The sequence below is a fragment of the Mesorhizobium sp. WSM4833 genome (assembly GCF_055811095.1).
Window position 1 is genome coordinate 18,176 of sequence record NZ_JBVVQG010000016.1, and the last position, 22,639, is coordinate 40,814.

General features: G+C 59.9%; 20 protein-coding genes, 2 tRNA genes and 1 pseudogene. 13 read left to right on the forward strand and 10 right to left on the reverse strand.

The features are described 5' to 3' along the window. Nucleotides 1-43: 43 nt before the first annotated feature. Nucleotides 44-469 (forward strand): VOC family protein, encoded by a 426-nt coding sequence (locus AC0L2D_RS26120; protein WP_473543061.1) that lies wholly within the window; start codon nt 44-46, stop codon nt 467-469. A 9-nt stretch (nt 470-478) separates the two neighbouring features. On the opposite strand, the gene AC0L2D_RS26125 is transcribed toward AC0L2D_RS26120, so the two are convergent. Beyond that, a complete protein-coding gene (locus AC0L2D_RS26125; protein WP_013530167.1) occupies nt 479-1,429 on the reverse strand; it encodes a S1C family serine protease in 951 nt (316 codons plus the stop codon). A gap of 226 nt (nt 1,430-1,655) precedes the next feature. Between AC0L2D_RS26125 and AC0L2D_RS26130 the strand changes: the two genes are divergently transcribed. The 3 genes from AC0L2D_RS26130 to AC0L2D_RS26140 all read left to right on the forward strand — a co-directional run bounded on the left by AC0L2D_RS26130 (nt 1,656) and on the right by AC0L2D_RS26140 (nt 4,140). Beyond that, nucleotides 1,656-2,528, forward strand: a complete 873-nt coding sequence (locus AC0L2D_RS26130) for a S1C family serine protease (RefSeq protein ID WP_473543063.1) — start codon at nt 1,656-1,658, stop codon at nt 2,526-2,528. Between the two features lie 8 nt (nt 2,529-2,536). Further along, nucleotides 2,537-3,163 (forward strand): helix-turn-helix transcriptional regulator, encoded by a 627-nt coding sequence (locus tag AC0L2D_RS26135; protein WP_063168767.1) that lies wholly within the window; start codon nt 2,537-2,539, stop codon nt 3,161-3,163. 110 nt (nt 3,164-3,273) lie between these two features. Continuing rightward, a complete protein-coding gene (locus tag AC0L2D_RS26140; protein ID WP_275952496.1) occupies nt 3,274-4,140 on the forward strand; it encodes an SDR family oxidoreductase in 867 nt (288 codons plus the stop codon). A 133-nt stretch (nt 4,141-4,273) separates the two neighbouring features. On the opposite strand, the gene AC0L2D_RS26145 is transcribed toward AC0L2D_RS26140, so the two are convergent. After that, a complete protein-coding gene (locus tag AC0L2D_RS26145; RefSeq protein WP_013530171.1) occupies nt 4,274-4,789 on the reverse strand; it encodes a TIGR00645 family protein in 516 nt (171 codons plus the stop codon). A 304-nt stretch (nt 4,790-5,093) separates the two neighbouring features. After that, nucleotides 5,094-7,163, reverse strand: a complete 2,070-nt coding sequence (locus AC0L2D_RS26150) for an OmpA family protein (RefSeq protein ID WP_473543066.1) — start codon at nt 7,161-7,163, stop codon at nt 5,094-5,096. Between the two features lie 197 nt (nt 7,164-7,360). Between AC0L2D_RS26150 and AC0L2D_RS26155 the strand changes: the two genes are divergently transcribed. Together AC0L2D_RS26155 and AC0L2D_RS26160 are read left to right on the forward strand one after the other, a co-directional pair. Beyond that, nucleotides 7,361-7,807 (forward strand): YcgN family cysteine cluster protein, encoded by a 447-nt coding sequence (locus tag AC0L2D_RS26155; RefSeq protein ID WP_027163439.1) that lies wholly within the window; start codon nt 7,361-7,363, stop codon nt 7,805-7,807. A gap of 256 nt (nt 7,808-8,063) precedes the next feature. Continuing rightward, complete coding sequence (locus tag AC0L2D_RS26160) at nt 8,064-8,420, forward strand: hypothetical protein (protein ID WP_013530174.1); 357 nt, start codon at nt 8,064-8,066, stop codon at nt 8,418-8,420. 213 nt (nt 8,421-8,633) lie between these two features. Here the strand turns inward: AC0L2D_RS26160 and AC0L2D_RS26165 are convergent, their stop codons facing one another. Then, on the reverse strand, nt 8,634-9,347 hold the full coding sequence (locus AC0L2D_RS26165; protein ID WP_013530175.1) for an SIMPL domain-containing protein: 714 nt from the start codon (nt 9,345-9,347) through the stop codon (nt 8,634-8,636). A gap of 134 nt (nt 9,348-9,481) precedes the next feature. Between AC0L2D_RS26165 and AC0L2D_RS26170 the strand changes: the two genes are divergently transcribed. After that, a tRNA-Ile gene (locus tag AC0L2D_RS26170) sits at nt 9,482-9,557 on the forward strand. Nucleotides 9,558-9,664: 107 nt separating this feature from the next. Here AC0L2D_RS26170 and AC0L2D_RS26175 read toward each other — a convergent pair. The 3 genes and pseudogenes from AC0L2D_RS26175 to AC0L2D_RS26185 all read right to left on the reverse strand — a co-directional run bounded on the left by AC0L2D_RS26175 (nt 9,665) and on the right by AC0L2D_RS26185 (nt 11,390). After that, nucleotides 9,665-10,855 carry a tyrosine-type recombinase/integrase gene (locus AC0L2D_RS26175; RefSeq protein WP_473543069.1) on the reverse strand — a complete coding sequence of 397 codons (1,191 nt, stop codon included), beginning with the start codon at nt 10,853-10,855 and terminating at the stop codon, nt 9,665-9,667. Beyond that, nucleotides 10,855-11,082 carry a helix-turn-helix domain-containing protein gene (locus AC0L2D_RS26180; protein WP_473543071.1) on the reverse strand — a complete coding sequence of 76 codons (228 nt, stop codon included), beginning with the start codon at nt 11,080-11,082 and terminating at the stop codon, nt 10,855-10,857. The genes AC0L2D_RS26175 and AC0L2D_RS26180 overlap by 1 nt, the downstream gene beginning before the upstream one ends. Before the next feature lie 58 nt (nt 11,083-11,140). Further along, nucleotides 11,141-11,390, reverse strand: a pseudogene (locus tag AC0L2D_RS26185) (helix-turn-helix transcriptional regulator). Between the two features lie 769 nt (nt 11,391-12,159). On the opposite strand from AC0L2D_RS26185, the gene AC0L2D_RS26190 reads away from it, so the two are divergent. Beyond that, nucleotides 12,160-13,131, forward strand: coding sequence for a HamA C-terminal domain-containing protein (locus tag AC0L2D_RS26190; protein ID WP_473543073.1), 972 nt, complete (start codon nt 12,160-12,162; stop codon nt 13,129-13,131). Beyond that, nucleotides 13,131-15,239, forward strand: a complete 2,109-nt coding sequence (locus tag AC0L2D_RS26195; protein ID WP_473543075.1) for a DEAD/DEAH box helicase — start codon at nt 13,131-13,133, stop codon at nt 15,237-15,239. Before AC0L2D_RS26190 ends, AC0L2D_RS26195 begins: the two co-directional genes overlap by 1 nt. Before the next feature lie 334 nt (nt 15,240-15,573). Here the strand turns inward: AC0L2D_RS26195 and AC0L2D_RS26200 are convergent, their stop codons facing one another. From AC0L2D_RS26200 to AC0L2D_RS26210, 3 genes are all read right to left on the reverse strand, one after another. Beyond that, nucleotides 15,574-16,776, reverse strand: coding sequence for a tyrosine-type recombinase/integrase (locus AC0L2D_RS26200; RefSeq protein ID WP_473543176.1), 1,203 nt, complete (start codon nt 16,774-16,776; stop codon nt 15,574-15,576). A 212-nt stretch (nt 16,777-16,988) separates the two neighbouring features. Then, nucleotides 16,989-17,064, reverse strand: a tRNA-Phe gene (locus AC0L2D_RS26205). A gap of 319 nt (nt 17,065-17,383) precedes the next feature. After that, nucleotides 17,384-18,277 (reverse strand): helix-turn-helix domain-containing protein, encoded by an 894-nt coding sequence (locus AC0L2D_RS26210; RefSeq protein ID WP_024504770.1) that lies wholly within the window; start codon nt 18,275-18,277, stop codon nt 17,384-17,386. A gap of 85 nt (nt 18,278-18,362) precedes the next feature. On the opposite strand from AC0L2D_RS26210, the gene AC0L2D_RS26215 reads away from it, so the two are divergent. The 4 genes from AC0L2D_RS26215 (at nt 18,363) to AC0L2D_RS26230 (ending at nt 22,637) form a co-directional block, all read left to right on the forward strand. Continuing rightward, complete coding sequence (locus tag AC0L2D_RS26215) at nt 18,363-19,634, forward strand: extracellular solute-binding protein (protein WP_064994571.1); 1,272 nt, start codon at nt 18,363-18,365, stop codon at nt 19,632-19,634. Between the two features lie 206 nt (nt 19,635-19,840). Next, nucleotides 19,841-20,701 (forward strand): carbohydrate ABC transporter permease, encoded by an 861-nt coding sequence (locus AC0L2D_RS26220; RefSeq protein ID WP_027163430.1) that lies wholly within the window; start codon nt 19,841-19,843, stop codon nt 20,699-20,701. Next, entirely contained in the window at nt 20,698-21,534 is an 837-nt protein-coding gene (locus tag AC0L2D_RS26225) for a carbohydrate ABC transporter permease (protein ID WP_013530185.1), read from the forward strand. Before AC0L2D_RS26220 ends, AC0L2D_RS26225 begins: the two co-directional genes overlap by 4 nt. 8 nt (nt 21,535-21,542) lie before the next feature. After that, nucleotides 21,543-22,637 (forward strand): ABC transporter ATP-binding protein, encoded by a 1,095-nt coding sequence (locus AC0L2D_RS26230; RefSeq protein ID WP_473543078.1) that lies wholly within the window; start codon nt 21,543-21,545, stop codon nt 22,635-22,637. The last annotated feature ends 2 nt before the right edge of the window (nt 22,638-22,639 follow it).

Below are 22,639 nucleotides of genomic sequence, written 5' to 3' on the forward strand. Positions count from 1 at the left end.
AGTTTACATGCAGACTGTATGTTAATTGACGGGAGAAGGAAAGATGAAGACCACGAGCTATTACCCGGTGCTGATGACCGGCGACGTCGCCGGCACGGCGGCCTTTTATGTGAAGCATTTCCGCTTCCAGCCCCTGTTCGAAAGCGACTGGTATGTGCATCTGCAATCGGGGGAGGACAGAAGAGTCAATCTCGGCATCGTCCAGGGCGACCATGAGACCATCCCGGAAGAGGGGCGGGGCCGCGCTTCGGGCCTGCTGATCAATTTCGAGGTTCGCGACCCGGACGCTGTCTATGAGCGCGTCGTCGCCGCCGGCCTGCCGATCCTGCGCTCGCTGCGCGACGAGCCCTTCGGCCAGCGCCATTTCATCACCAAGGACCCCAATGGCGTGCTGATCGACGTCATCAAGCCGATCCCGCCGAGCGAGGGGTTTCTGGCGCAGTATGCGGAAGGGGTGGCGGGAGCCTGAGCGCCCGCCTCAACTGGCCCTCGCCACCGGCGTCACCGTCACCTGGCTGACACCGGTGCGGCGCACGACGGTGCACAGCGTCTCGCGGCCGATGCGTTCGGCGTCGAGCATGCGCACGAGGTCGTCGACGCCGGTGACAGGACGGCCGTCGATGGCGGCGATGATGTCGCCTTCTTTCAGGCCGGCCTTGGCCGCCGGGCCGTCCTTTTCGACGCTGCGCAGGCGAACCGCCGTGCTGGTCGAGACTTGCGACAACAGGGCGGCGCGGCGCGGCAAACTGGCAGTGTCGGCCGAGACGCCGATGAAGGCGCGGCGGACACGGCCGAAGCGGATGATCTCCGAAATGACGAAATTGGCGGTGTTGGAGGCGACCGCGAAGGCGATGCCCTGCGCGCCATGGATCATGGCGGTGTTGACGCCGATCACCTCGCCGGCCGACGAAACCAGCGGCCCGCCGGAATTGCCGGGGTTGAGCGCTGCGTCGGTCTGGATGACGTCGTCGATCAGCCGGCCGGTCGAGGCGCGCATGGAGCGGCCGAGCGCCGAGACGACGCCGGAGGTGACGGTCCATTCAAAGCCGAGCGGATTGCCGATGGCGATGGCGATCTGGCCGCGCCGCAGCCGCTTGGAATCGGCGAGCGGTGCGACATCGGCAAAGCTGCCGTCGGCGCGCACCAGCGCGATGTCGGTGTCGGGATCGCGGCCGAGCACGCGGCCTTCGCGGGAGGCGCCGTCCGGCATCGAGACGCGCACTGTCCTGGCATCGCCGACGACGTGGAAATTGGTGACGACCAGTCCGTCCGGCGCGATGACGAAGCCGGAGCCGTGGCCGCCCTGGCCGCCGACGCGTTCGATGCGGCAGACGGCCGGGCCGATGCGGTCGACGGCGTCCGCAACGGTCGTCGAATATGCGTCGAGCAATGTATCGTCAGGTTCGAATTTGGCTGCGGCGAGGGCCATGGAAGGGCTCCGTATTTTCGGGCGAAAGGATGATTTTTTTCCTGTGCGTGTCGTTGTCCCAAAACCGCTGAGCACTTTTGGGCGACACGCACTATATGTGCGGAGCGGCTGGAACCGCCGCGACCTGACCAGATGGCCAGTCAAACCGGCAACTAGCCGTCAGGCGAGTACCTCTGAACGCGCTGTCGAGCGATATCTGGGGCATGGATGAACCCAGGAGACCAATATGAGCGATTTCAATCTGAGTGCGTTTTCGCAAGCCATCGCCGATCTCGCCGGCCAGGCGGCACCGGCAACGGCTGGCTTCGCCACGCATCATCACCGCACGGCAAGCGCCTTCCACTGGCGTGACGGTTATTTCGTCACCGCCGAGGAGGCTGTCGAGGCCGGCGAGGAGATCGAGCTGACGCTGGCCTCGGGTGAGGCGGTGAAGGCAGAACTGGTCGGCCGCGATCCGTCGACTGGCGTTGCCCTGCTGAAGCCGGCTACGGCCATCAACGCCGTGCCGTTGGCCAGGGCTGACGCGGTGCGGCCAGGCAACATTGCCATCGCCATCGGCAATAGCAACGGGTCGGCTCTGGCCGTTTCGGGCTCGGTAGGCGAAGTCGGTCCGGCCTGGCGCTCGATGCGCGGCGGCACCATCGACCGGCGCATCAATCTGGCCGTCGGTGCCGGCGGCCGTTTCGAGGGCGGCCCGGTTCTCGACGCCAAGGGTGCGCTGATCGGCATGCTGCTGTTCGGGCCGCGCCACCGGGCGCTGGTCATGCCGTACGAGACGATCGAGCGGGCGGTTGCGACGCTGCGCGAAAAGGGCCATGTCGCGCGCGGTTATCTCGGCGCCGGCCTGCATCCGGTACGCGACCGCGACGCGCATGGCGCGATGGTGATGAGCCTCGATGACGATGGTCCCGCCAAGGCCGCCGGTCTCTCTCTCGGCGATATCATCGTGGCGTGGAACGGTGAGGCGGTGCATGGCCCGCGCGACCTGATCCGCAGGCTCGGACCAGACAGTGCGGGCGCTTCGGTGACGCTCGGCGTGGTGCGCGGCGGCGAACAGCGCGATGTCGGGCTGACCATCGGCGAAAAGCCGCTGAGCTGAGGGCATCCATGGACACGCTCACCAGCGACCGGATCATGCATGACGGTGCCGTCTCGCGGCGGCTGGTGGTGCTGATTGCGCTTGGCGATGCGTCGCGCGCCGAGCGCCTGGCGGCCTCGCTGGCCGCGAGCGATGACCTGCTGCCGGTGGTGGCCGGCAGGGCTGACGTCGCCATCGTTGACGACAGCAGCGGCGGTGCCGTGCCGGCCGCCATTCCCCGGGTTCTGCTATCGGGACGCGCTGGCGAACGGCCCGCGGGCGAGGTGTTGGCCGTCCTCCAAACGGGCGCGGACGATTTGTTGATCGCTGCGGCGGCGCGGCTGGCGGCGGCCGGCTATCGGGTATCGGGCGAGCGCAGAACCGGACGCCATGAGGATTTCCATACTGGCGATGGCGAGCCGTTCGAAGATGAAGCCTCCGACGAGCATGCCGTCCGTCCTTCGCTGTCGCCGCGCGAGGCGGAAGTGCTGGCGCTGCTGGCCGAGGGCGCACCCAACAAGGTGATCGCGCGGCGGCTGAACATTTCCGTGCACACCGCGAAGTTCCATGTCGCCGCAATCCTGATCAAGCTCGGTGCCGCCAACCGCACCGACGCGATTGCCACTGCGATGCGGCAGGGGCTGGTGCTGGTTTAGTCATAGACCCTACGCTGCGTAACGCGGTGTCCGGCGTGTCGGGTCTTGCGCTGTGGTCGCCCGCCGCGCAAAGCTTCGCGTCTGACGTGTTGCAAGGGAGGCGCAAGGAAATGTCGCTCAAGGGAAAGACGCTGTTCATCTCCGGCGGATCGCGCGGCATCGGGCTGGCGATCGCGCTGCGCGCGGCGCGCGACGGCGCCAATGTGACGATCGCGGCGAAAACCGCCGAACCGCATCCGAAGCTGCCCGGCACAATCTATAGCGCGGCAGAAGAGATCGAGCAGGCCGGCGGCAAGGCGCTGCCCGTGCTGTGCGACATCCGTGAAGAGGCACAGGTGGCCGAGGCGGTCGCCAGGACCGTGGAAAAGTTCGGCGGCATCGATATCTGCGTCAACAATGCCAGCGCCATCCAGCTCACCGGCACGCTGGAAACCGACATGAAGCGTTACGACCTGATGCATCAGATCAACACGCGCGGCACCTTCCTGGTGTCCAAAATGTGCATTCCGCACCTGAAGTTGGCCAGCAATCCTCACATCCTGAATCTGGCACCGCCACTCGACATGAAGGCCAAGTGGTTCAAGAACCATGTCGCCTACACGATGGCCAAGTTCGGCATGTCGATGTGCACGCTCGGCATGAGCGCCGAGCTCGCCAAGGACGGCATCGCCGTCAATTCACTGTGGCCGATTTCGACCATCGACACGGCAGCCGTGCGCAATCTGCTGGGCGGCGCGACGGTGGCGGCAATGAGCCGTTTGCCCGACATCATGGCCGATGCTGCGCATGCCATCTTCATGCGGCCGGCGCGCGAAGCGACCGGCAATTTCTACATCGACGAAGAGGTGCTGCGCGCCGAGGGCGTCAGCGATTTCTCGATCTATGCGCCTGATGCGACCGGGCCGCTGGCCGGCGACTTTTTTGTTCCCGACGAGGTGTTTGCCCGCACGGACAGCAAGATCAGGAATATTTACTAGAGCTCTTCGTTTTGACGCGACGGGCGTCGAGCCAAGCCCTTCGCCACCAGCAGAGTCATGGGAAAGCCCTGCTCGAACAAGGCGGTAGGGCATCGTTCCTGCGGGATTGATTCAACGTCCGGCAGGCGCAGGCTCACGCCTCGTCCTTCTTGCCTTTGCTCAGGCCCATCAGCCGGTCGATATAGGCGAGCATGAGCGCCGAGACGACGAAGGCGAGATGGATGATGGTCAGCCACATCAACTGGTCGGTCGTGTAGGACGATGAGTTCAAGAACACCTGCAAGAGGTGGATCGACGAGATGGCGACGATGGTCGAGGCAACCTTGACCTTCAGCGAACCGACATCGATGGTGCCCAGCCAGTGCACACCGCCGTCCTGGTCGTCGAAGCGGCTGACGAAATTCTCGTAGCCCGAGATGATGACCATCACCACCAGCGAGGCAACCAGCGCGGCATCGATCAAGCCGAGCATCTTCAGGATGGTGTCGGTGTCACCGAGCGTGAACGCCAGGCTAATGAACTCATAGAGCTTCTTGCCGAAGGACAGCGCATAGACGGCCAATGCCAGGGCCAGGCCTATATAGAAAACGACGAGCAGCCAGCGTGAAGCGAGAATGATCGATTCGATGGCGAGTTCGAGACGCTTCATGGGATGATTCCGGCGGGTTATCTCTCAGCAATGGCCGTATTCGACGAGGCCGCCACCGTTTGCAAGACAAAAAACCCCGCCGAACAAGATCCGGCGGGGCTCAATGCGTCCCGCTGGAGTCGGGACGGGGCAGGGAACGCCCAGCACCGAATCTGGGGTGGCTGCGCTCGCGATTCAATGAGCCGTGTCTAACGCCCGTACAATTCTTGTTGAACCCCGCACATCCATCCACCCCCGGTTGTGCCGGGGGTGGATGCTTCTCTTGCCGATTCCACAAACCGGGTCATGATTTTGAAATCATGACCTAATTGTTGCTGGCGACCGGTGCCACCAGCGAGGTGATGCGGCGGATGGCGACGCGGCGGTTCTCGCGGTTGGGCGCCGCCGTGTTGACCTTCAGATACTCCTCGCCATAGCCCTGTGTCGTCAGGTTTTCCGGCGGGATGCCGAAGGCATTGGTCAGAGCCTCCGCCACCGCTTCCGCACGGCGATCGGAAAGAGCGAGGTTAGCCTCCGGTGTGCCGACCGCGTCGGTGTGACCTTCGATCAGGAAGGTCTCGGCCGGGTTCTTCTTCAACAGCTTCTCCATGGCCGTCGCTACGCCCTCGAGCTTCTGCACCTCGGTGTCGGAGATGGAGGCCGAACCGAATTCGAAGTTGAGCGTGTCGAGATCGACGCGACGTGCGATGTCGCGCACGCGGGCCGAACGCTTGACCTCGTCGATCGAATAGAGGCGCTGGACCTTCTCGACCGGGGGCTGTTCGAGGAACTCGTAGTAGTCATCGGGGCTCTCGACGTCCTCGGAATCGAGAATGTATTCCCGGCGCGGGATGGTCAGCCGCATCGGCGGCAGGTCGTCGCCGGGATCACGCCAGTCGCTGTCATCTTGATAGTGCCGCTCGTCGACATAGCTCAGCACATATTCGCGTCCATCCGGCGCGATGCGCGAACGCTGGATAACGTCGCCATAGCGGTTGCGGATGGTGACGATCCGGACACCGTTGTCACGCTCGACGATTTCCCGGGTGCGATCGCCCGACAGATCCTCATAGTAGACTTCTTTGGCACCGCGGGTGACGCGCGGGGCGTCATTGCTCTGGACAAATGTCTGGTTGTTGAACTGCAGGATGACGCGATCGCCGAGTTTCCTGACGACGTCGACGCCTTTCGGACGCCGACGATCGCGGGCGATCTCATCGGGCGCACGCTCTACGCGCGTACCCTTCTCCTCGGTCACCGGGACGATCTTCTCGGGCTTGATCTCCTGCTGTGCGGCCCTGTCGTCGGTGGGCGGCGGACCCTGCTCGATGGGAGCAGCCACCGGCTTGCGGCCCTGATCGCCACCTTGCTGGGCATTTTGCCCGCCATTCTGCTTCTCGCCATCCTGCTGAGCATTCTTGTCGCCACGTTTGCGGCCGCCGCCCCTGCGCTCGGCGTCCTTCTGGCTGTCCAGGATGGGAGCGGCGTTTGGATCGGCCGGTGCTTCGCCCTGCACCGGGTTTTCGCCCTGTGCCGGTGCTGCCGTCTGACCATTGGCCGGTTGTTCGCCGGTGGCGGGTTGTTCGGCCGTCGCCGGCTGCTCGCCAACAGGTTTCCTGCCGTGCTTCTTCGTCGTGTCCTGGGGCTGCTCACCTTGGGCCGCCGGCTGCTCGCCGGCAGGGGCCGTCGCCTCTCCAGCGGGAGCTTCCTTCGGCGCCGGGGCGACTTCAGGTTGGGCTTGCTGATCCTGCCTGTTCTTCTTGCGCGGCTGGGCCTGCTCGCCGGGCTGATTGTCGTTGGCTGGCGCGACCTGTTCGGCCGGCGTCTGCTCGGTCTGCTGCTGCTGATCACGCTTCTTCCTGCGCGGCTGCTGTTCCCCTGCGGGTGCTGCCTGTTCGGCCGGCGCCTGCTCGGTCTGCTGCTGCTGATCACGCTTCTTCCTGCGCGGCTGCTGTTCCTCTGCGGGTGCTGCCTGTTCGGCCGGCGCCTGCTCGGCCTGCTGCTGCTGATCACGCTTCTTCCTGCGCGGCTGCTGTTCCTCGGCGGGAGCGGCCTGTTCGGCGGGCGCCTGCTCGGCCTGCTGCTGCTGGTCGCGCTTCTTCCGGCGTGGCTGCTGCTCCTCGGCGGGCTGCTCGCTCTGGGCAGGCGCGGCCTGCTGTTCAGGCTCGGCCTTCTTGCGCTCGTGTTTCTGTTCGGGTTCCGCCTGCTGCTTCTGCGCGCAGGCCTCGGCCGATTCGCCCTCGGCGCATGCTGCTTGCGCCAGGATGAATGGGGTTGCCGTGCGCTGGGCAAGACCGGACGCGACACTTCCCTGAAGCGGGAACGCGCCCAACGGCGCGGATGCCATCAACAGGCCAAGTGCGGTGCCTGCCAGAATCCGTGGTTGGCGTTTCATCGAAATTCTCCTTGTGGGGTCCCATCCTTGCCGAAACCGATCTTGTGCCGATTGGTTCCAGTCTGGCACGGATAGAGGCCGTACGGGGCGATTGACCGACCTTTTGAAGGCAACTTCATGTCATTCACCTGGCGATAGCCGCAATTGCGACCATTGCCGCGCTTGACCTTGCCCGCGGCCGGGGCCACATCCGGGAAATGGAAACGCCATTCTGGAAAACCAAGGCGCTGGAGGCGATGAACCCGGCCGAGTGGGAATCGCTGTGCGACGGCTGCGGTAAATGCTGCCTGTCAAAGCTTGAGGACGAGGACACCGGCGAGATCTACTGGACCAGCGTCGGCTGTCGGCTGTTCGACGCCGAGACCTGCCGCTGTTCGGACTACGCCAACCGGCTGGCGCGCGTTCCCGACTGCGTCGGGCTGACGCCGCAGAATGTGCGAACCATCAGTTGGCTGCCCAGTACCTGTGCCTATCGGCTGGTTGCCGAGGGCCGCGACCTCTACTGGTGGCACCGGCTGGTGTCTGGCAGCGCCGAGACCGTGCATGAAGCCGGCATCTCGATGCGCGGCCGGGTTAAGGCGAGTGAAACCGATCTTGCCGAGCCGGAAGACTATTTTGACTATGTGCTGGACGAGGAGCCGTAGGACCAGCCGCGGCGAGCAACAGCCCTACGTTCGAAGGCATTTGGCCAATCCGCGGGGGGTCGGAATCGGGCGCCGATTCAGGCATTCCGGCCTTCACCAAGGGCTGGGGAGGATGGCGAATGGCCGGAACTTTCCTTTTCCCGCCATATGAACCGGAGATGAACGGCAGGTTCGTAAAGAGTTCAGACAGGCAGGCGCATTCTCCCCCCATCGGTTCACGAGGACGGGCGAAGGCCCGCAAAAAGGAGAGAAGACGATGTTCAACACGATCAAGACGGCAGCCCTTTCGGCCCTGGTCGGTCTCGGCACGCTGGCGGCCGTTCCCGCCCACGCCGACAGCCTCTATCTCGGCTTCGGCAACAACAACGACCCGCGTTTCGGCGTCTATACCGGTGACGACGGTTATCGCCATCGCCGTGATGAACGCCGCGGCGACTGGCGCCGTGGCTGTTCGCCGGACCGCGCCCTCGACAAGGCCGAACGCATGGGCCTCCACCGGGTCCGGATCGTCGACGTCAACCGGCGGACGGTGAAGGTGGCGGGCCGTCAGGACGGCGACCGTGTCGTGGTGGTGTTCGCCAACGAGCGCGGCTGCCCGGTTATCTATCGCTGAGGTTCGACAATTAAGGCCGACCCCTCTTTGAGGGTCAGCCTGGCAGCATGATCTTTAGCAAGATCAGCTGGGACTAGCGGAGCCCCTTTCCGTTTGAAGGGTGTGGCTCGAAAAAACCCCGCGGGAGCAATCCCGCGGGGTTTTTCATGCGCGCTATTGGCTGGTGATGCATCGGTGGCTGGGCAAGACCCAGCCACGGATCCTCAGAGCCGCTTACTTCAGTTCGAAGGTGACGGTCACCTGGACATTGTAGGAATTCTCGCCGGCCTGCACGGGAGCCGCGCCACCCGCCGCGGCATCGAAGGCCTTGGCGTTGATCGGCATCGGCGCCGGCGCAATGTTCTGATCTGATATCTCGAGCACCCGGCCGAGGCTGGCGCCTGCGGCCTCCGCCAGCGTCTTGGCCTTGGCCATGGCGTTGGCGACCGCCTTCTTGCGCGCCTCGGTGACCGTGGCTGCCGGGTTGTCATTGGTGAAGGCGATGCCGCCACCCTGGTTGACGCCGAGCGACACCGCCTTGTCGAGGATCTCGCCGGTCTTGTCGACATCGCGCACCCGCACCGAAAGCGTGTTGGTCACCTGATAGGCGACGAGTTCGGCTTCCTGGCTGCCGTCCGGCTTGTTGGTGTAGTTGTAGCGCGGGTTGATCTGGATGCCGGCGGTCTGCAGGTCCCGGTCCTTGATGCCGGCGGACTTCATCGCCGCGATCACGGCGGCCATGGCGTCATTGTTGGCGTCGAGCGCGGCGCGCGCGGTCTTGGCCTCGCGCATGACGCTCAGCGTCAGGACCGCCAGATCGGGGGCCACGGTTGCTTCGCCTTCGCCCGACACGATGATGCGGGGCGGCGTCGGCAGATCGGTGGCTCCAGCCATCGCCGGAAAAGCGATTGCAGCGGCGAGCGCGAGAGGCAAAAGATGTCTGGTCATGAAAATCTCCTTGGTCTGCGATCAAGTCGCAGACGTCGCGTAGAGCGCGATTATGGGTTGATTTGGGCGATCTGGGGAAGCCCGTCGGGAAAGCCTTGTGCCGCGATGCGAAAAACATTAATCCAGCCCGCGTGGGGCCTGTAGCTCAATGGTTAGAGCCGGCGGCTCATAACCGCTTGGTTGGGGGTTCGAGTCCCTCCGGGCCCACCATAACCATTGAATTTATTGACAAAAAGTGCCCTCGGCCCAAAACGTTTTGGGCCCATTATGGGCCCAAAGCAAAGACCGTGGTCCCGGTTTGTTCCGACTCGATTTGATTATCTGACGATGCGGAGGTTTGCCCGTCGCTTCATGGCGTCGCGTTTGGCCTCGCGCTCGTTGATGGCGCGAGCAATATCAACCGCGATCCGTTTCTTGTTAGCCTCACGCACATATTCATCTGTTACCGTCATGGAAGAATGGCCCATCGCCTCCATGATGGCCCGCGCTTGGATGTTGCATTCAGCGAGGTAGGTGCCGAAGGTGCGGCGCAGACCATGGAGTGTGTAGCCGCTAGGAATTCCAGCCTGCCGCGTCCAGTGCTGCATCATGCCCGTCAGGCTCTTTTCCGAAAATGACCTGCTATACGCGTTCTTTAAGACAGTGCCGCCTTGCGAGCGATCAAGCGGCTCCAAGGCCGCTGCTAACTTGTCTACGACTGGAATGAACATCTCGCGCCCGCCATGGCGGTTGCGGTTCTTCTTCTGGCGGAAATCAAAGGCCTCGATTAGCACCAGTGAGCCGTCGAACAGTTCGATCTCTTCCGTTAAAAGATCATCCCACGCAAGAGCTGCGATATCGCCGCGACGATTTCCAAGCCAGAAGCCGAGTGCATAGCAGGTGCGTGCGGCTGTGCCGATGGGGTGTCGCTCCTCGAACCTTTCGCGTATCGCGGACGGCCAGGCCGGGTTCTTGGTCGATTTGGGCACTCGCACGCGGATGGACAACGAGGGATCGTCCTGCGGCTTTATCCATTTTTCGATGTCGGTCGCGACCCATACAAGCTTCTTGATGGCCACCAACATGTGTTTGGCGACCGTACGGTTTGTTCTGAAGATGCCTTCAATTATGGCTCGAAGCCGATCCGCATCGAGATGTTCAACAGGAGTATCGCCCCAGGTGAGTGGGTAGTTGGGATCGATCCGTAGATTGAGAAAACGCTCGATCAGTCGCCCATTCTTCCGCTGCGTTGCTTCATCAAAATCCAGCCACTCCATTGTCGTTTCAAGTCGGCGCGCGGCATGGCCAAAGGTTTTTGGTAGTGCCCGACCGGGCAAATCGATGATAACTGCCTTCTTGTGTTGGCCCTGCGTAGCCTTCTCGTAAGCCACCTCGAACTCGGGATCTCCAGGCTTACCGGGAAGGCGGATTTCAGGCATGCCCTTTGCGCGGTAGCGATAGATTAGCTTGCCGTTCTTGAGGCGCGAAGATACCCCAGGGTAATTGGCGTCCTTAAATGGCCGAGCCATCAAATGCTCCTTTCAGTGCGGGACCCTTTCAGATTTGCCCGTAGCGAAAGGGTTTTACTTTCGATGGCAATGCGCAGGAGCACCGGGTAAGGAAAGCCCCTTCCTTGCTCTATACCTTCAAAGGTGCGCTTCGGTATTCCCAGCACCTTGGCCGCGGCTCCGGCATTGAACCCTTCCTTGGCCCGCCATGCCTTCACGTCTTGCGCAAGCTTCTCATTCTCGTTCACGTCATGTCTTCCCCACGGGCTATCATCGTACTACGCGTGCAGCGTATACGCAAACGAGCTATCTTCTTTCTCTGTCGCGTCTGCTTCTTTCCAGCAGTTGTTGAAGACCGCTATCTTTATCCGGCAACGAGGAGAAAGCTATGTCGAGAGCCACGGTCCCATACAGCGCGGCTGTTGATGCGCTTGGGCTTCGGCATGCGCCCATCGGCGACCATTTCATCAAAAAGCGTTGATCCGACACCGATGTAGCGAGCTGCTTCCTCACGAGTTAGCCCTCGTGGGGGATACGAGATTGCATCACTTTTCATGGGCGCTGCCTCACTCCTGAGACTCCTGGCGTGTTGTTATCGAAGCACAAAGTTGCATCCTGGTTGCTATTTCGCAGCGAGGAGATCGTGTCGGCTTAAAAATAAGAAGAGCCTCTCTAAGCGGAAGCGACCTGACTAGTTCGTGCGGCGTAAACTGGTAGCAACGTGTGAACTGTGGATCACGGGAGGAAGCTTGGAAGTGCGGCAGGTCGGCGGACGCCTTTGCGCCGCGAATGGCGATCAGCGAGCCACACTAGAGTTGCGTTTAGAGTCGCGTTTGGGCAGTCCGCTATGGGGTCGCGGTTAGCGGGTAGCAGCCTTTCGGCATCCGACCCTTGTCGGTAATTCAGCCGCCGATTTTCGATCCCCGGGCCCTGACCGTCAGGTATTCGAAAGACTGCGGCCGCGACCGGCCGATTGCCGACTGAATGGTCTCGGGCAAAAGCTACTAAAACTGAGGCGGGAGAAGGTCGCGCCCGCGGCGTCGATACCTCAAAGCTGAAGGACTCCTGCACCGCTCGATAGTCAGAACGCCGTCTGGTGCTTGACCCGTCTCTATGTTCTCTGTTTGTTCATTTATGAAGTGTTCGCATAATTCGCTGAGGTCCGCCACATGAGAATATCTGCGGGGCAGACCTGCTTTGTTGCGCTTGACACCTGCTTGTTTTCTTGAGAGCCCAGATGGGAACGGGGAAATGGGGGAGTTTGCGCCGATGCACATTGCGGAGGATCAATCCGAAGGGAATTCAGAAGCAGCTGCCTCTCGGCCGTGGCAGATGACCTTAAAACAGTTTCCAAGGCGATCCGCCTGATGGTCAGCATCGGGTTTGACACACTTATCGACGACTCACTGGCCAAGATAACGAACGTCACTCAACTCAAGAGCTTATTGAATAAGCGCGTCCTGAGCTTGATCAACGATTTCGAAGATGGAAAGTGGCGGCACAGTCGGTTCCAAAACTACCTTTGGGATAACATCGCCCAAACGGCCTTATCTGAGAGAGAACGTTTGGCGTTGGCTGATCAAAGCCATTCCGGCTTGGTGGCAGCAGCGCGGAACTTGAGACTCACTGATAAGGATGAGGTCGGACAGGGAAGCGAAATTGCAGAGGTTTTTCTGTACGGAGTGATGAGGAATCACTACAAAGCGCTGCCTGTGGTGCCAAAGATCTTTTACAAGCAGAATGTCCAAGACAACGCGAAAGGCGCTGACAGCGTTCACATCGTAGTCAATGAGGATGCCAACGACTTCACTCTCTGGTTCGGCGAGGCTAAGTTCTATAACTCGATAGCGGACGCCCGCTTAGACGCCGTGGTGAACTCTGTATACGCCAGCCTCGACACTGGAAAGCTAAAAAAAGAAAACTCTATAATAACAAATGTTTCGGACCTCGATCAGTTGATCATGGCCGAACCTCTGCGGGAAAAAATCAAACAGGCGTTGAGCAGCCAAACGTCAATTGACCACTTAAAATCCAAGATTCATGTTCCTATTCTCATAATTCATCAATGTGCCGAAACTGAGGCGTGCTCAGACCTATCTATGTCTTACAGAAACGCGATTATTGCTCATCATACTGAAAGGGCAGGGGCGTATTTCGCAAAACAAGTTGCTAAGTCGTCGACGATACATAAATACGCCGACATTAACTTTCACATCATATTATTTCCGGTTCCTGATAAAAAGACCATCGTAGATGCCTTCTTGGGTGCGGTGTCGTTCTACAAAGGCGCAGATTGATGGAAGTGTTCTCAGCATGCTCGGAGGTAAATGACCTTATTGAAAGTGGAAACGATCTCGCGGCCAGGAACTTGCTGATTAAGCTGTTGAGCGCTCTTGATGAAAATAAGGTGCCATATCCGCAAGTTCTGAACCAGTTAATCCGATCGACAGGTCTGTTCCCCTACCTCCAAATTGAGAGCGCCTCATGGGATCAAAAATTTGTTTATCAAGCTTTTGCCGTGGATGTAGGAAACAGAACCGCTACTTTGCATCGAGAGCAGTCAACGGTATTATCGAAACTGCTTAACGGGAAGAGCATAGCAGTCAGTGCGCCGACGAGCTTTGGCAAAAGCTTCGTCATCGATGCTTTCATAGCAGCGAAACGGCCAGAAACTGTTGTGATTATTGTTCCGACGATTGCATTGATGGACGAGACCCGTCGCCGATTGTACAAGAAGTTCTCCCGAGAATACGGCATCGTCACTGCTCCCGACGCTCCGTTGGAAGACCGAAACATATTAATTTTTCCCCAAGAGCGAGCCTTTGGATATGTCAAACGGCTAAAGAAGATTGACCTTTTAGTAATTGACGAGTTCTACAAAGCCAGCATTGTTCATGATAAAGAGCGCGCTCCGTCTCTTATTAAGGCAATCATTCAATTGTCTCGGCGTTCCGAGCAGCGTTATTATCTTGCACCAAACATAAAAAAAATGGCAGATAATGTATTTACGCGCGATATGGAGTTCATAGAACTTCTTGATTTCAATACCGTCTTCCTTGATAAGCATGAGTTGTACAAGGAAATAGGAAGTGATGCTACAAAGAAGGCAGACGCACTGTTTGCAATTATATCGCCAAGAGCGCAAAAGTCACTAATCTACGCAGGAACTTATGCGGAGATTAGGAAGATTTCTGCACTCGCCATTGAACGAATGGACCAAGTTGACCGGCCTCATACCAATCACTTCGCGCGCTGGCTCCGAACCAATTATCAAAAAAATTGGTCCATGGCCGACCTCGCCGAGCGGGGCATCGGAGTGCACAACGGGCGGATGCACCGTTGTTTGAGCCAATTACAGGTACGGCTTTTTGAACACGACAAAGGCTTTGACAGCATTATATCGACGTCATCCATCATTGAGGGTGTAAACACCTCTGCGCAGAATGTGGTAATCTGGAAGAGTAAGATCGGACAGAACAACCTCAAAGACTTTACGTACAAAAACATTATCGGTCGTGGCGGCCGCATGTTTAAGCACTTTGTGGGTCATATTTATCTCCTTGATGCTCCTCCAGCAGAAGAGGATACGCAGCTACAGATCGAATTCCCTGATACTGTCCTCGGGGGGCTGGATGAGAGCCAAGACCGAGAAAGTCTGACAGACCGGCAGATTGAGAGGGTGGTAGAGTATAAGCGTCAGATGTCGGACATCATTGGCGCGGAGAACTTTGCGCGCCTGAAGCGAGACAATTTGCTTCAGGACAGCGACGCAGATTTCTTACTGAAGCTCGCAAAAGATATGGAAGATCACCCCGACGAATGGAAGGGGTTTGGGTATCTCAATTCCAACAATCCTGCACACTGGGATCGAATGCTCTATAAAGTAATCGGATTGAAACCGTCGGGCTGGGACGCGCAGTACTCGAAAGTCGTCGCCGTAACGAGGGCTTTGGCCAACAATTGGACTATGGAGATTCCTGCGATACTCCGCCAACTCTCTTCTCATTCGATCGACATAGAGGAGTTCTTTCAGATTGAGCGCAATATAACGTTCAAGCTTTCGGCGCTATTAAGTGATGTCAACGAGCTTTACAAAATTATTGTCAACCCCGCGGCGGACATCGGAGGTTTCATCGGTAAAGTGAGCCATGCATTTCTTCCCATGGCGGTTCATCATTTAGAAGAATATGGCCTACCTCGAATGATCTCAAGAAAGCTTCACCGAGCAGGCTTCGTCGATTTTTCCAATGGTGATTTAGACCTTCGCAGCGCACTCAATCTGATGCGCACTCGCGGAATAGATGCAGCTCTGAAAGTTGACGCCCTCAGCGCATTCGACAGATATATTTTGCGAGTCTTCTACGACGGAATAACACCAGAGGATGTAGGCTCAATCACTGCTTAGGTTCGATCAAGTCTGTTATTGCCGGAAGTGGCTGACGCAATTGAGGTGGGCAAGGTTGATGACGGTGCCGCCAGTTTCCACGGTGCACTCACCCCATATCACTGACATTCGCCAAGGCCGTCGGGGTTGCTGTACCTGACCGGCTCAGCGGTGTCTTGCTGATTCCGAGTCCATTTGCACAGCTGAGGTGCTCACTGGAAATTTTTGGACAGTGTTGATGCATCCGAAAGCGGACGCAGGGTTTAATCAGTACAGTGTGGTACAGCGCTTCAAAGCACTCTTCGTCTTGGTCATTGGGTTCGCCAGACCATAGGTCGTCCAGTTTTGGCGGTCTTCAACCGCCGGGAATTTTCTCCCGTGCATTTTTGCTCTCGATTTCATCCAGATAATCGGCCCACCATTGCATCATCTTTACGCGCTCGTCCCAGTGCTCTGCCCGGGCGTAGGCGCGACGAACGTCGTTGTTTTCAACATGGGCCAGCTGCCGCTCTATGGCGTCCGGATGCCACTTTCCGCATTCATTTAGCAGAGTTGATGCCGTTGCTCGAAAACCGTGCGCCGTAGCTTCTTCTTTGCCATAGCCCATCCGGCGCAGGGCGGCGTTAAGCGTGTTGTCGGAAATCGGACGCGAAACCGATCGAACGCTAGGAAACAACAGCGATCCACCACCAGAGATTTCTCTAAGTGAGGTCAGGACGCTGACGGCCTGCCTGGAAAGAGGTACGCGGTGCGGCCGTCGCATCTTCATGCGTCCTTCAGGGATGCTCCACACCGAGCTTTCGAAATCGAACTCGTCCCATCCGGCCGCGCGCAGCTCGCCGGGGCGGGGAAACAGCAGGGCCATCAGCCTTAGGGCGGCTCGGGTTGTAGGCTGTCCGTCAAATGCATTGATCGCCCTCAGCAAGCCTCCCAAGGCCTTAGGATTGGTAACCGCGGCACGCGGCGTGACCGTCGGACCGACGAGTGCGCCCCTCAGGGCGATCGTCGGATCTACATCGGCGCGCGCGGTTGCGATTGCATATCGAAACACACTGCCGATGGTGGAGCGCAGTCGCCTGGCCGACTCGTATCGACCGCGAACCTCCACGCTCCGGAGAGCGGCAAGAATTGTGGCAGGATCGATCTCCCGAACGCTTTTGTCCCCAAACGTTGGATACGCAAAGTCGAGCAACCATTTGACCTTGGTGATGGTCCGGTCGGCACGTCCCTCCTTCTTCAGCTTGTCGACATAGTCCTCGGCGATTGAGCGAAAGGTGTTCTCCGCCGAAGCCTTTTGCGACTTACGCTCCTGTGCGGGGTCGATGCTACGTAGGAGGAGACGTTTGGCGGTATCGCGCGCCTCGCGTGCCTCCGCGAGGGAGATGAGAGGATAGCTGCCCAACGCAAGAAGCTTCTGCTTGCCGCCAAAACGATAGGCGAGGCGCCACAGGCGAGATCCGGTAGGCTGCACCCAAAGCTGGAGCCCGCCACCGTCAGACAATTTCACGAGCTTGGAAACGGGTCGGGCATTTCGGCATTTTACGTCGGAAAGGGCCATTTTCGGGACATCCATTTGGCTGCATCGATACCATCAGGATCTCCAATACCAGCGAAAATACCAGCCCCCCGCCTCATTGGACCAACTGCGCCGAAATTCCACAAAACCCGACCAATTGCGCTTTACGCGCCAAAATCAGTAAGGATTTCAGCTAATTGCCGGGACAGAAGCGTTGAAGCTTCGGCGAAAGAGACTGTTGAGAGAAGAGGGGATGGTGCCCAGAGGCGGATTCGAACCACCGACACGCGGATTTTCAGTCCGCTGCTCTACCAACTGAGCTATCTGGGCCTGTTCCGGCAAACGAAAACTCGCAGGCCGGAATTCATCGAGGCGCCGTGGGCGCCCCTTGAAAGCGCGTGGGTTATAGCACGGGAATTCGGCCTGTCCAGCGCCTAGGTGGCGATTTCAGGCAGGAAAAGCGATGCCGTGCGGCGCCCGGGTTTCCATGCCGCTTGCGGGCCGGAATCGCGCACGGCATGGCACTATCTGGCCTTCTTCACCCTGGTCGGCGTCGTTATTGCAGGCTGAAACGCCGTGACATGTCTTTTAGCCGGCGGTCGAGGCGCAGCAATGCTCGCGGCACTGGGCGCCCGCAAGTCGCCATCGCCTATCTGGCGCCGGTCACGCCGCGGCGAAAATCGGAAGGCGACATGCCGGCGAGCTTGCGGAACGACTTGTTGAAGGCGCTGAGCGAGCCGAAACCCGAATCCATGGCGACGCGCAGCACATTGGCGTCCTGATGCATCAAAAGCGCCTGCGCATAGCTCAGCCGCAACAGGTTCACATATTCATTGAGCGTCATGCCGGTGGATTTCTTGAACAGGCTCATGGCGTATTTGGGATGGATGTCGGCGGCCGCGGCGATGTTCACGCAATCGATGTCATAGAGGAAGTTTTCGGCGATGAAATCGCACATGCGTCCGACATTCCGCGACGATTGCTGGTCAAAGGGGCTGCCTGTTTCCTGGTCGGTCGGAGTTGCGGATACCAGCCGATAGGGCTCGAACCGCACTCGCTCCAGCCGCAGCAGCAATTCGTTGACGGCATGTTCGGCCTTGGCCTGGTCGCCGGACCGGGCGTAGCGGTTCCAGCGCTCGAAATTATGGTTGTCGGACTGGTCGGTGGCTGATGTCACCAGTGTTGCGCCCGTCATCAGCCGGTGCCTGATGTCCGTGGGCAGGTGCAGCCGGAAGAAATGCACCAGTGGCAGATGCGCTCCGGCATAGATGGCGTCGTCGGACAAATCGTCCATCTGGTGCGGCAGGCCACCCCAGAACAGGCACATCTCGCCGGCCGAAAGCGAAATCTCGTGGTCGTTCATGCGGTAATGCACGCTGCCGCGCACGATGAAATTAACCTCAACCTGGGCGTGCCAATGCGGCTTGAGCATCACCAACGGATTGGTGTGAAACATCTGCAAGAGCAGCGGCAGGCCTTCCACGCTGCTGGCCCCAGGCTGGTAGAACGGCCGTTCAGGCATCTTACTTTCCGCCAATTTCATATTCCCTTTGACGGCGACAGGCCTTGCCCGGTGCATAGTCTAGCCACGCTCACAGTGAGAGAGCAAATGAAATGGGAGGATTTCAATGCGCATCACAATGACCTGCGCCGCGCTCGCGCTTGCCCTGGGCTCAGCCCCGGCCTTCGCGCAATCCGGCGAAATCACCATCTGGAGCTGGAATGTCGCGGCTTCATCGCTGAAAGCGACCATTGCCGGCTTCAACAAGCAATTTCCCGACGTCAAGGTCACGGTCCAGGATCTCGGCAACCAGCCGACTTACGACAAGTCGATCGCCGGCTGCGCCGCCGGCGGCGTCGGGCTGCCTGATGTCGTCACCATCGAGAACGGCGAGGCCGAGAATTACTGGAGCCAGTTCCCAGACTGCTTCGTCGACCTGCATACGCTCGGTTACACAGCCGACGACCAGAAAAAATTCCCCGATTTCAAGCGCACCGAGTTGGAAGTGGGCGACAAGGCCTACGCGATGCCGTGGGATTCCGGCCCGGTGGCCGCCTTTTATCGCCGCGACTTCTACGAAAAGGCCGGCGTCGATCCGGCTTCGATCAAGACCTGGGACGATTTCATCGCCGCCGGCAAGAAAATCCAGGCCGCCAATCCTGGCGTCTCGATGACCAATGCCGATTTCAACGGCGACTCGGAATTGTTCCGCATGATCTCCAACGAACAGGGCTGCGCCTATTTCTCCGAGGACGGACAGTCGATCACGGTCAACCAGCCCAAATGCATCGATGCCATGACCAAGGTCAAGGAGATGAAGGACGCCGGCATCATCTCGTCGGCCGACTGGGGCACCAAGATCACCAACAACACCGCCGGCACCGTCGCCACCCAGATCTATGGCGGCTGGTATGAGGGCACCATTCGCACCGAATCTGCCGGCGAAAACGGCAAATGGGGCGTCTATCTGATGCCGAGCCTCACCGCCGACGGGCCGCGCGCCGCCAATCTCGGCGGGTCCTCGCTGGCCATCACCTCGGCTTCCAAGAACAAGGAGGCTGCCTACGCCTATCTGAAATACACGCTCGGAACCAATGAAGGCCAGATCACGATGCTGAAGGAGTTCGGCCTGGTACCGTCCCTGGTCTCGGCACTCGACGATCCCTATGTCGCGCAAGGCCTGTCTTACTGGGGCGGCCAGGCGGTATGGAAGGACATTCTCGGCACCTTGCCGAAGGTTGTTCCGAGCCGCGGCACGCAGTTCCAGAGCGACGCCGAAATCATCGTCCGCGCCGTGCAGACCAAGTATCTGGCCGGCGGCTATCCTGACGCCAAGGCGGCGCTCGACGATGCCGCAAGCCAGATCGCGGCGGCGACCGGACTGCCCGTCAAATCTTGATTACCGCTTCTCCTTCTCCCCTTGTGGGAGAAGGTGGATCGGCGCGATAGCGCCGAGACGGATGACGGGTGCTCCAGGGGAGTGAGACGTTTGCGTTCCCCGGAACACCCCTCATCCGTCGCCTTCGGCGACACCTTCTCCCACAAGGGGAGAAGGGAAGACCCAGGCGACGGCGTGAAACAACAAGCGGTAGAAGGAGGAGGAAGATGCGCAATCGTAACGCCACGGCCTATCGCTTCCTCACGCCCTATCTGCTGATCTTCGCGATCTTCTGGGTGTGGCCGATCATCAGCTCCTTCATGATTTCCTTCCAGGCGACGCGCACCGTGCCGTGGCGGTTCGCGCCGAGCTTCAACTGGGGCCGGTTGATCGGCGATCCGGCCTTCTTCAACGCCCTGAAGAACACGCTGCTCATCCTGGTCATCCAGGTGCCGGTGATGATCTCGCTGGCGCTCGTCATGGCGGTGCTTTTGAACTCGCCGCTCTTGAAGGCGCGTGGCCTCTACCGCTTCGCCTTCTTCGCCCCGGTCGTGGTCGGCGAGGTTGCCTATTCGGCGGTGTTCCGGCTGATGTTCAACCTCGATTTCGGCATCATCAACAAGCTCCTGAACAGCGTCGGCCTGCCCAAGATCGACTGGTTCTCCAACGTCGCGCCGGCGATGGCGCTGATCATGATCGCGGTGACCTGGCGCTGGGCCGGTTACAACGCCATCATCCTGCTCGCCGGCATGCAGTCCATTCCCGAAGACGTCTACGAGGCGGCGACGCTCGACCGCGTCAGCAAGCTCAAGCAGTTCTTCTACATCACCCTGCCGCTGCTGAAGCCGGTCATCGTGTTCTGTCTCGTGCTGTCGATCATCGGCACCATGCAGCTGTTCACCGAGCCGTTCCTGATCACCGAGCGCGGCGGGCCGGGCGGCGGCACGGAGACGCTTGGCCTGCTGCTCTACCGCCAGGGCTTTCGGTCGCTCAATTTCGGCTATGCGTCGGCCGTCGCCTACACCATGGCCGGGCTGGCGATCGCCATCACGCTGGCGCAGCTGTGGCTGACGAGGGAACCGAAATGAGTTCGCGCTCCTCCGCCAGACTGGGACGCAGCATCGCCCTGCATCTGTTCCTGACGCCATTGGCGCTGATCTGGCTGTTTCCGCTGTGGATGATGGTCGTGTTCTCGACCATGCCCGACAACGGCATCTTCAGCCCCGGCATCGAGCTTTTGCCGCACGGCAATTTCATCGACAATTTCAACAATCTGCAGCGTGACACGAACTTCGTCGGCGCCATCGGCATTTCGGTCTCGGTGGCGGTGACCTACACCATCCTGTCGGTGCTGCTGACGTCGATGGCCGGCTGGGCGCTGGCCCGCTACCAGTTCTTCGGCAAGGGCGCGGTTGTCGCCATCATCCTGGGCACCATCACGCTGCCTTATGCGGTCGTGCTGATCCCGCAATTCATCATGGTGGCGCGCGACTTCAAGCTCGCCAACACCTGGGTGGCGCTGATCGTGCCGCCGCTGTTCAATTCGCTCGGCGTGCTGTTCATGCGGCAGAGTTTTTCGATGATGCCGGACGACCTCTTCGATGCGGCGCGCGTCGAGGGCGTCAAGGAATGGCGCATCTTCCTCTTCGTCGCACTGCCTTTGGCGCGGCCGATGCTGGCCGCACTCGCCATCATCCTGTTCCTCGCCTCCTGGAACAATTATCTGTGGCCGCTTTTGATCAACAGCCAGCCGGGTTCGATGACGGCGCCGGTTGCGCTCGGCACGCTGATCGGCCTCACCAAGGTGTCATGGGGCGGCATCATGGCGGGCGCGGTGATGCTGACGGTGCCGATGCTCGTCGTCTTCGTGCTGCTGCAGCGCCATTTCATCGCCGGCATCGCCGCCGGCGCGGTCAAGTAAGGGGCAGCATGGCAACGGTCACGCTCAACAATGTCGTCAAGCGCTTCGGCGTCTTCGAGGTCGTCCATGGCGCCAGCATCGACATCAAGGACGGCGAGTTCGTCGTCTTCGTCGGTCCTTCCGGCTGCGGAAAATCGACGCTGCTCAGGATGATCGCCGGGCTCGAGGACATCAGCGGTGGCGAGATCGCCATCGGCGGCAAGGTGGTCAACGATGTCGAGCCGGCCGACCGCGGCATCGCCATGGTGTTCCAGTCCTACGCGCTGTATCCGCATATGAGCGTCGAACAGAACCTCTCTTTCGGCCTGCGCATGACCGGCAATCCAAAAGCCGACACCGAACGGCGGGTGAAGCGGGCGGCCGAGATCCTGCGCATCAGCGAATTGATGGACAGGCGCCCGAAAAAACTCTCAGGCGGCCAGCGCCAGCGCGTCGCCATCGGCCGCGCCATCGTGCGCGAACCGCAGGTGTTCCTGTTCGATGAGCCGCTCTCCAATCTCGACGCCGAATTGCGCGTCCAGATGCGCGTCGAGATCTCCCGGCTCCACAAGGAACTGGGCACGACAATGATCTATGTCACCCACGACCAGACCGAGGCGATGACGCTCGCCGACAGGATCGTCGTGATGCGCGCCGGCCATATCGAGCAGATCGGCCGGCCACTCGATCTCTACGACAACCCCGACAATCAGTTCGTCGCCGGCTTTGTCGGCTCGCCGAAGATGAATTTCATCAAAGGCCGGGTTGTCGGGCACGATGCACGTGGCGTCATGGTCGAACTGGCGGGCCAGGAGAAGACCCGCATCACGCAACCGCTGACTGGCACTGCGCCCGAAATAGGCAGCCCAAAAATCGGCAGCAAGGTCATTGTCGGTGTGCGGCCTGAACATTTCGGCAATGCCGGAGAAGGCGACGCCGACCTTGTGGTTGCCATCGACGTGATCGAGCACCTGGGGGGCACAAGTTTCCTCTATGCCAGAACGGCCAACGGGGACGACGTGGTGATCCAGCGCGACGCGGCAAAGGTCCCTGACACGTCCGAGATCACCGTTTCCATCCGCAAATCCTACCTGTTCGACGAAAAAGGACTGCGGCTGCGCTGACC

Excerpts from the sequence above, each read along its gene's own strand:
- AC0L2D_RS26120 (WP_473543061.1), top strand. The coding sequence starts at position 44 with ATGAAGACCACGAGCTATTACCCGGTGCTGATGACCGGCGACGTCGCC.
- AC0L2D_RS26125 (WP_013530167.1), bottom strand. The coding sequence starts at position 1,429 with ATGGCCCTCGCCGCAGCCAAATTCGAACCTGACGATACATTGCTCGAC.
- AC0L2D_RS26130 (WP_473543063.1), top strand. The coding sequence starts at position 1,656 with ATGAGCGATTTCAATCTGAGTGCGTTTTCGCAAGCCATCGCCGATCTC.
- AC0L2D_RS26135 (WP_063168767.1), top strand. The coding sequence starts at position 2,537 with ATGGACACGCTCACCAGCGACCGGATCATGCATGACGGTGCCGTCTCG.
- AC0L2D_RS26140 (WP_275952496.1), top strand. The coding sequence starts at position 3,274 with ATGTCGCTCAAGGGAAAGACGCTGTTCATCTCCGGCGGATCGCGCGGC.
- AC0L2D_RS26145 (WP_013530171.1), bottom strand. The coding sequence starts at position 4,789 with ATGAAGCGTCTCGAACTCGCCATCGAATCGATCATTCTCGCTTCACGC.
- AC0L2D_RS26150 (WP_473543066.1), bottom strand. The coding sequence starts at position 7,163 with ATGAAACGCCAACCACGGATTCTGGCAGGCACCGCACTTGGCCTGTTG.
- AC0L2D_RS26155 (WP_027163439.1), top strand. The coding sequence starts at position 7,361 with ATGGAAACGCCATTCTGGAAAACCAAGGCGCTGGAGGCGATGAACCCG.
- AC0L2D_RS26160 (WP_013530174.1), top strand. The coding sequence starts at position 8,064 with ATGTTCAACACGATCAAGACGGCAGCCCTTTCGGCCCTGGTCGGTCTC.
- AC0L2D_RS26165 (WP_013530175.1), bottom strand. The coding sequence starts at position 9,347 with ATGACCAGACATCTTTTGCCTCTCGCGCTCGCCGCTGCAATCGCTTTT.
- AC0L2D_RS26175 (WP_473543069.1), bottom strand. The coding sequence starts at position 10,855 with ATGGCTCGGCCATTTAAGGACGCCAATTACCCTGGGGTATCTTCGCGC.
- AC0L2D_RS26195 (WP_473543075.1), top strand. The coding sequence starts at position 13,131 with ATGGAAGTGTTCTCAGCATGCTCGGAGGTAAATGACCTTATTGAAAGT.
- AC0L2D_RS26200 (WP_473543176.1), bottom strand. The coding sequence starts at position 16,776 with ATGGCCCTTTCCGACGTAAAATGCCGAAATGCCCGACCCGTTTCCAAG.
- AC0L2D_RS26210 (WP_024504770.1), bottom strand. The coding sequence starts at position 18,277 with ATGAAATTGGCGGAAAGTAAGATGCCTGAACGGCCGTTCTACCAGCCT.
- AC0L2D_RS26215 (WP_064994571.1), top strand. The coding sequence starts at position 18,363 with ATGCGCATCACAATGACCTGCGCCGCGCTCGCGCTTGCCCTGGGCTCA.
- AC0L2D_RS26220 (WP_027163430.1), top strand. The coding sequence starts at position 19,841 with ATGCGCAATCGTAACGCCACGGCCTATCGCTTCCTCACGCCCTATCTG.
- AC0L2D_RS26225 (WP_013530185.1), top strand. The coding sequence starts at position 20,698 with ATGAGTTCGCGCTCCTCCGCCAGACTGGGACGCAGCATCGCCCTGCAT.
- AC0L2D_RS26230 (WP_473543078.1), top strand. The coding sequence starts at position 21,543 with ATGGCAACGGTCACGCTCAACAATGTCGTCAAGCGCTTCGGCGTCTTC.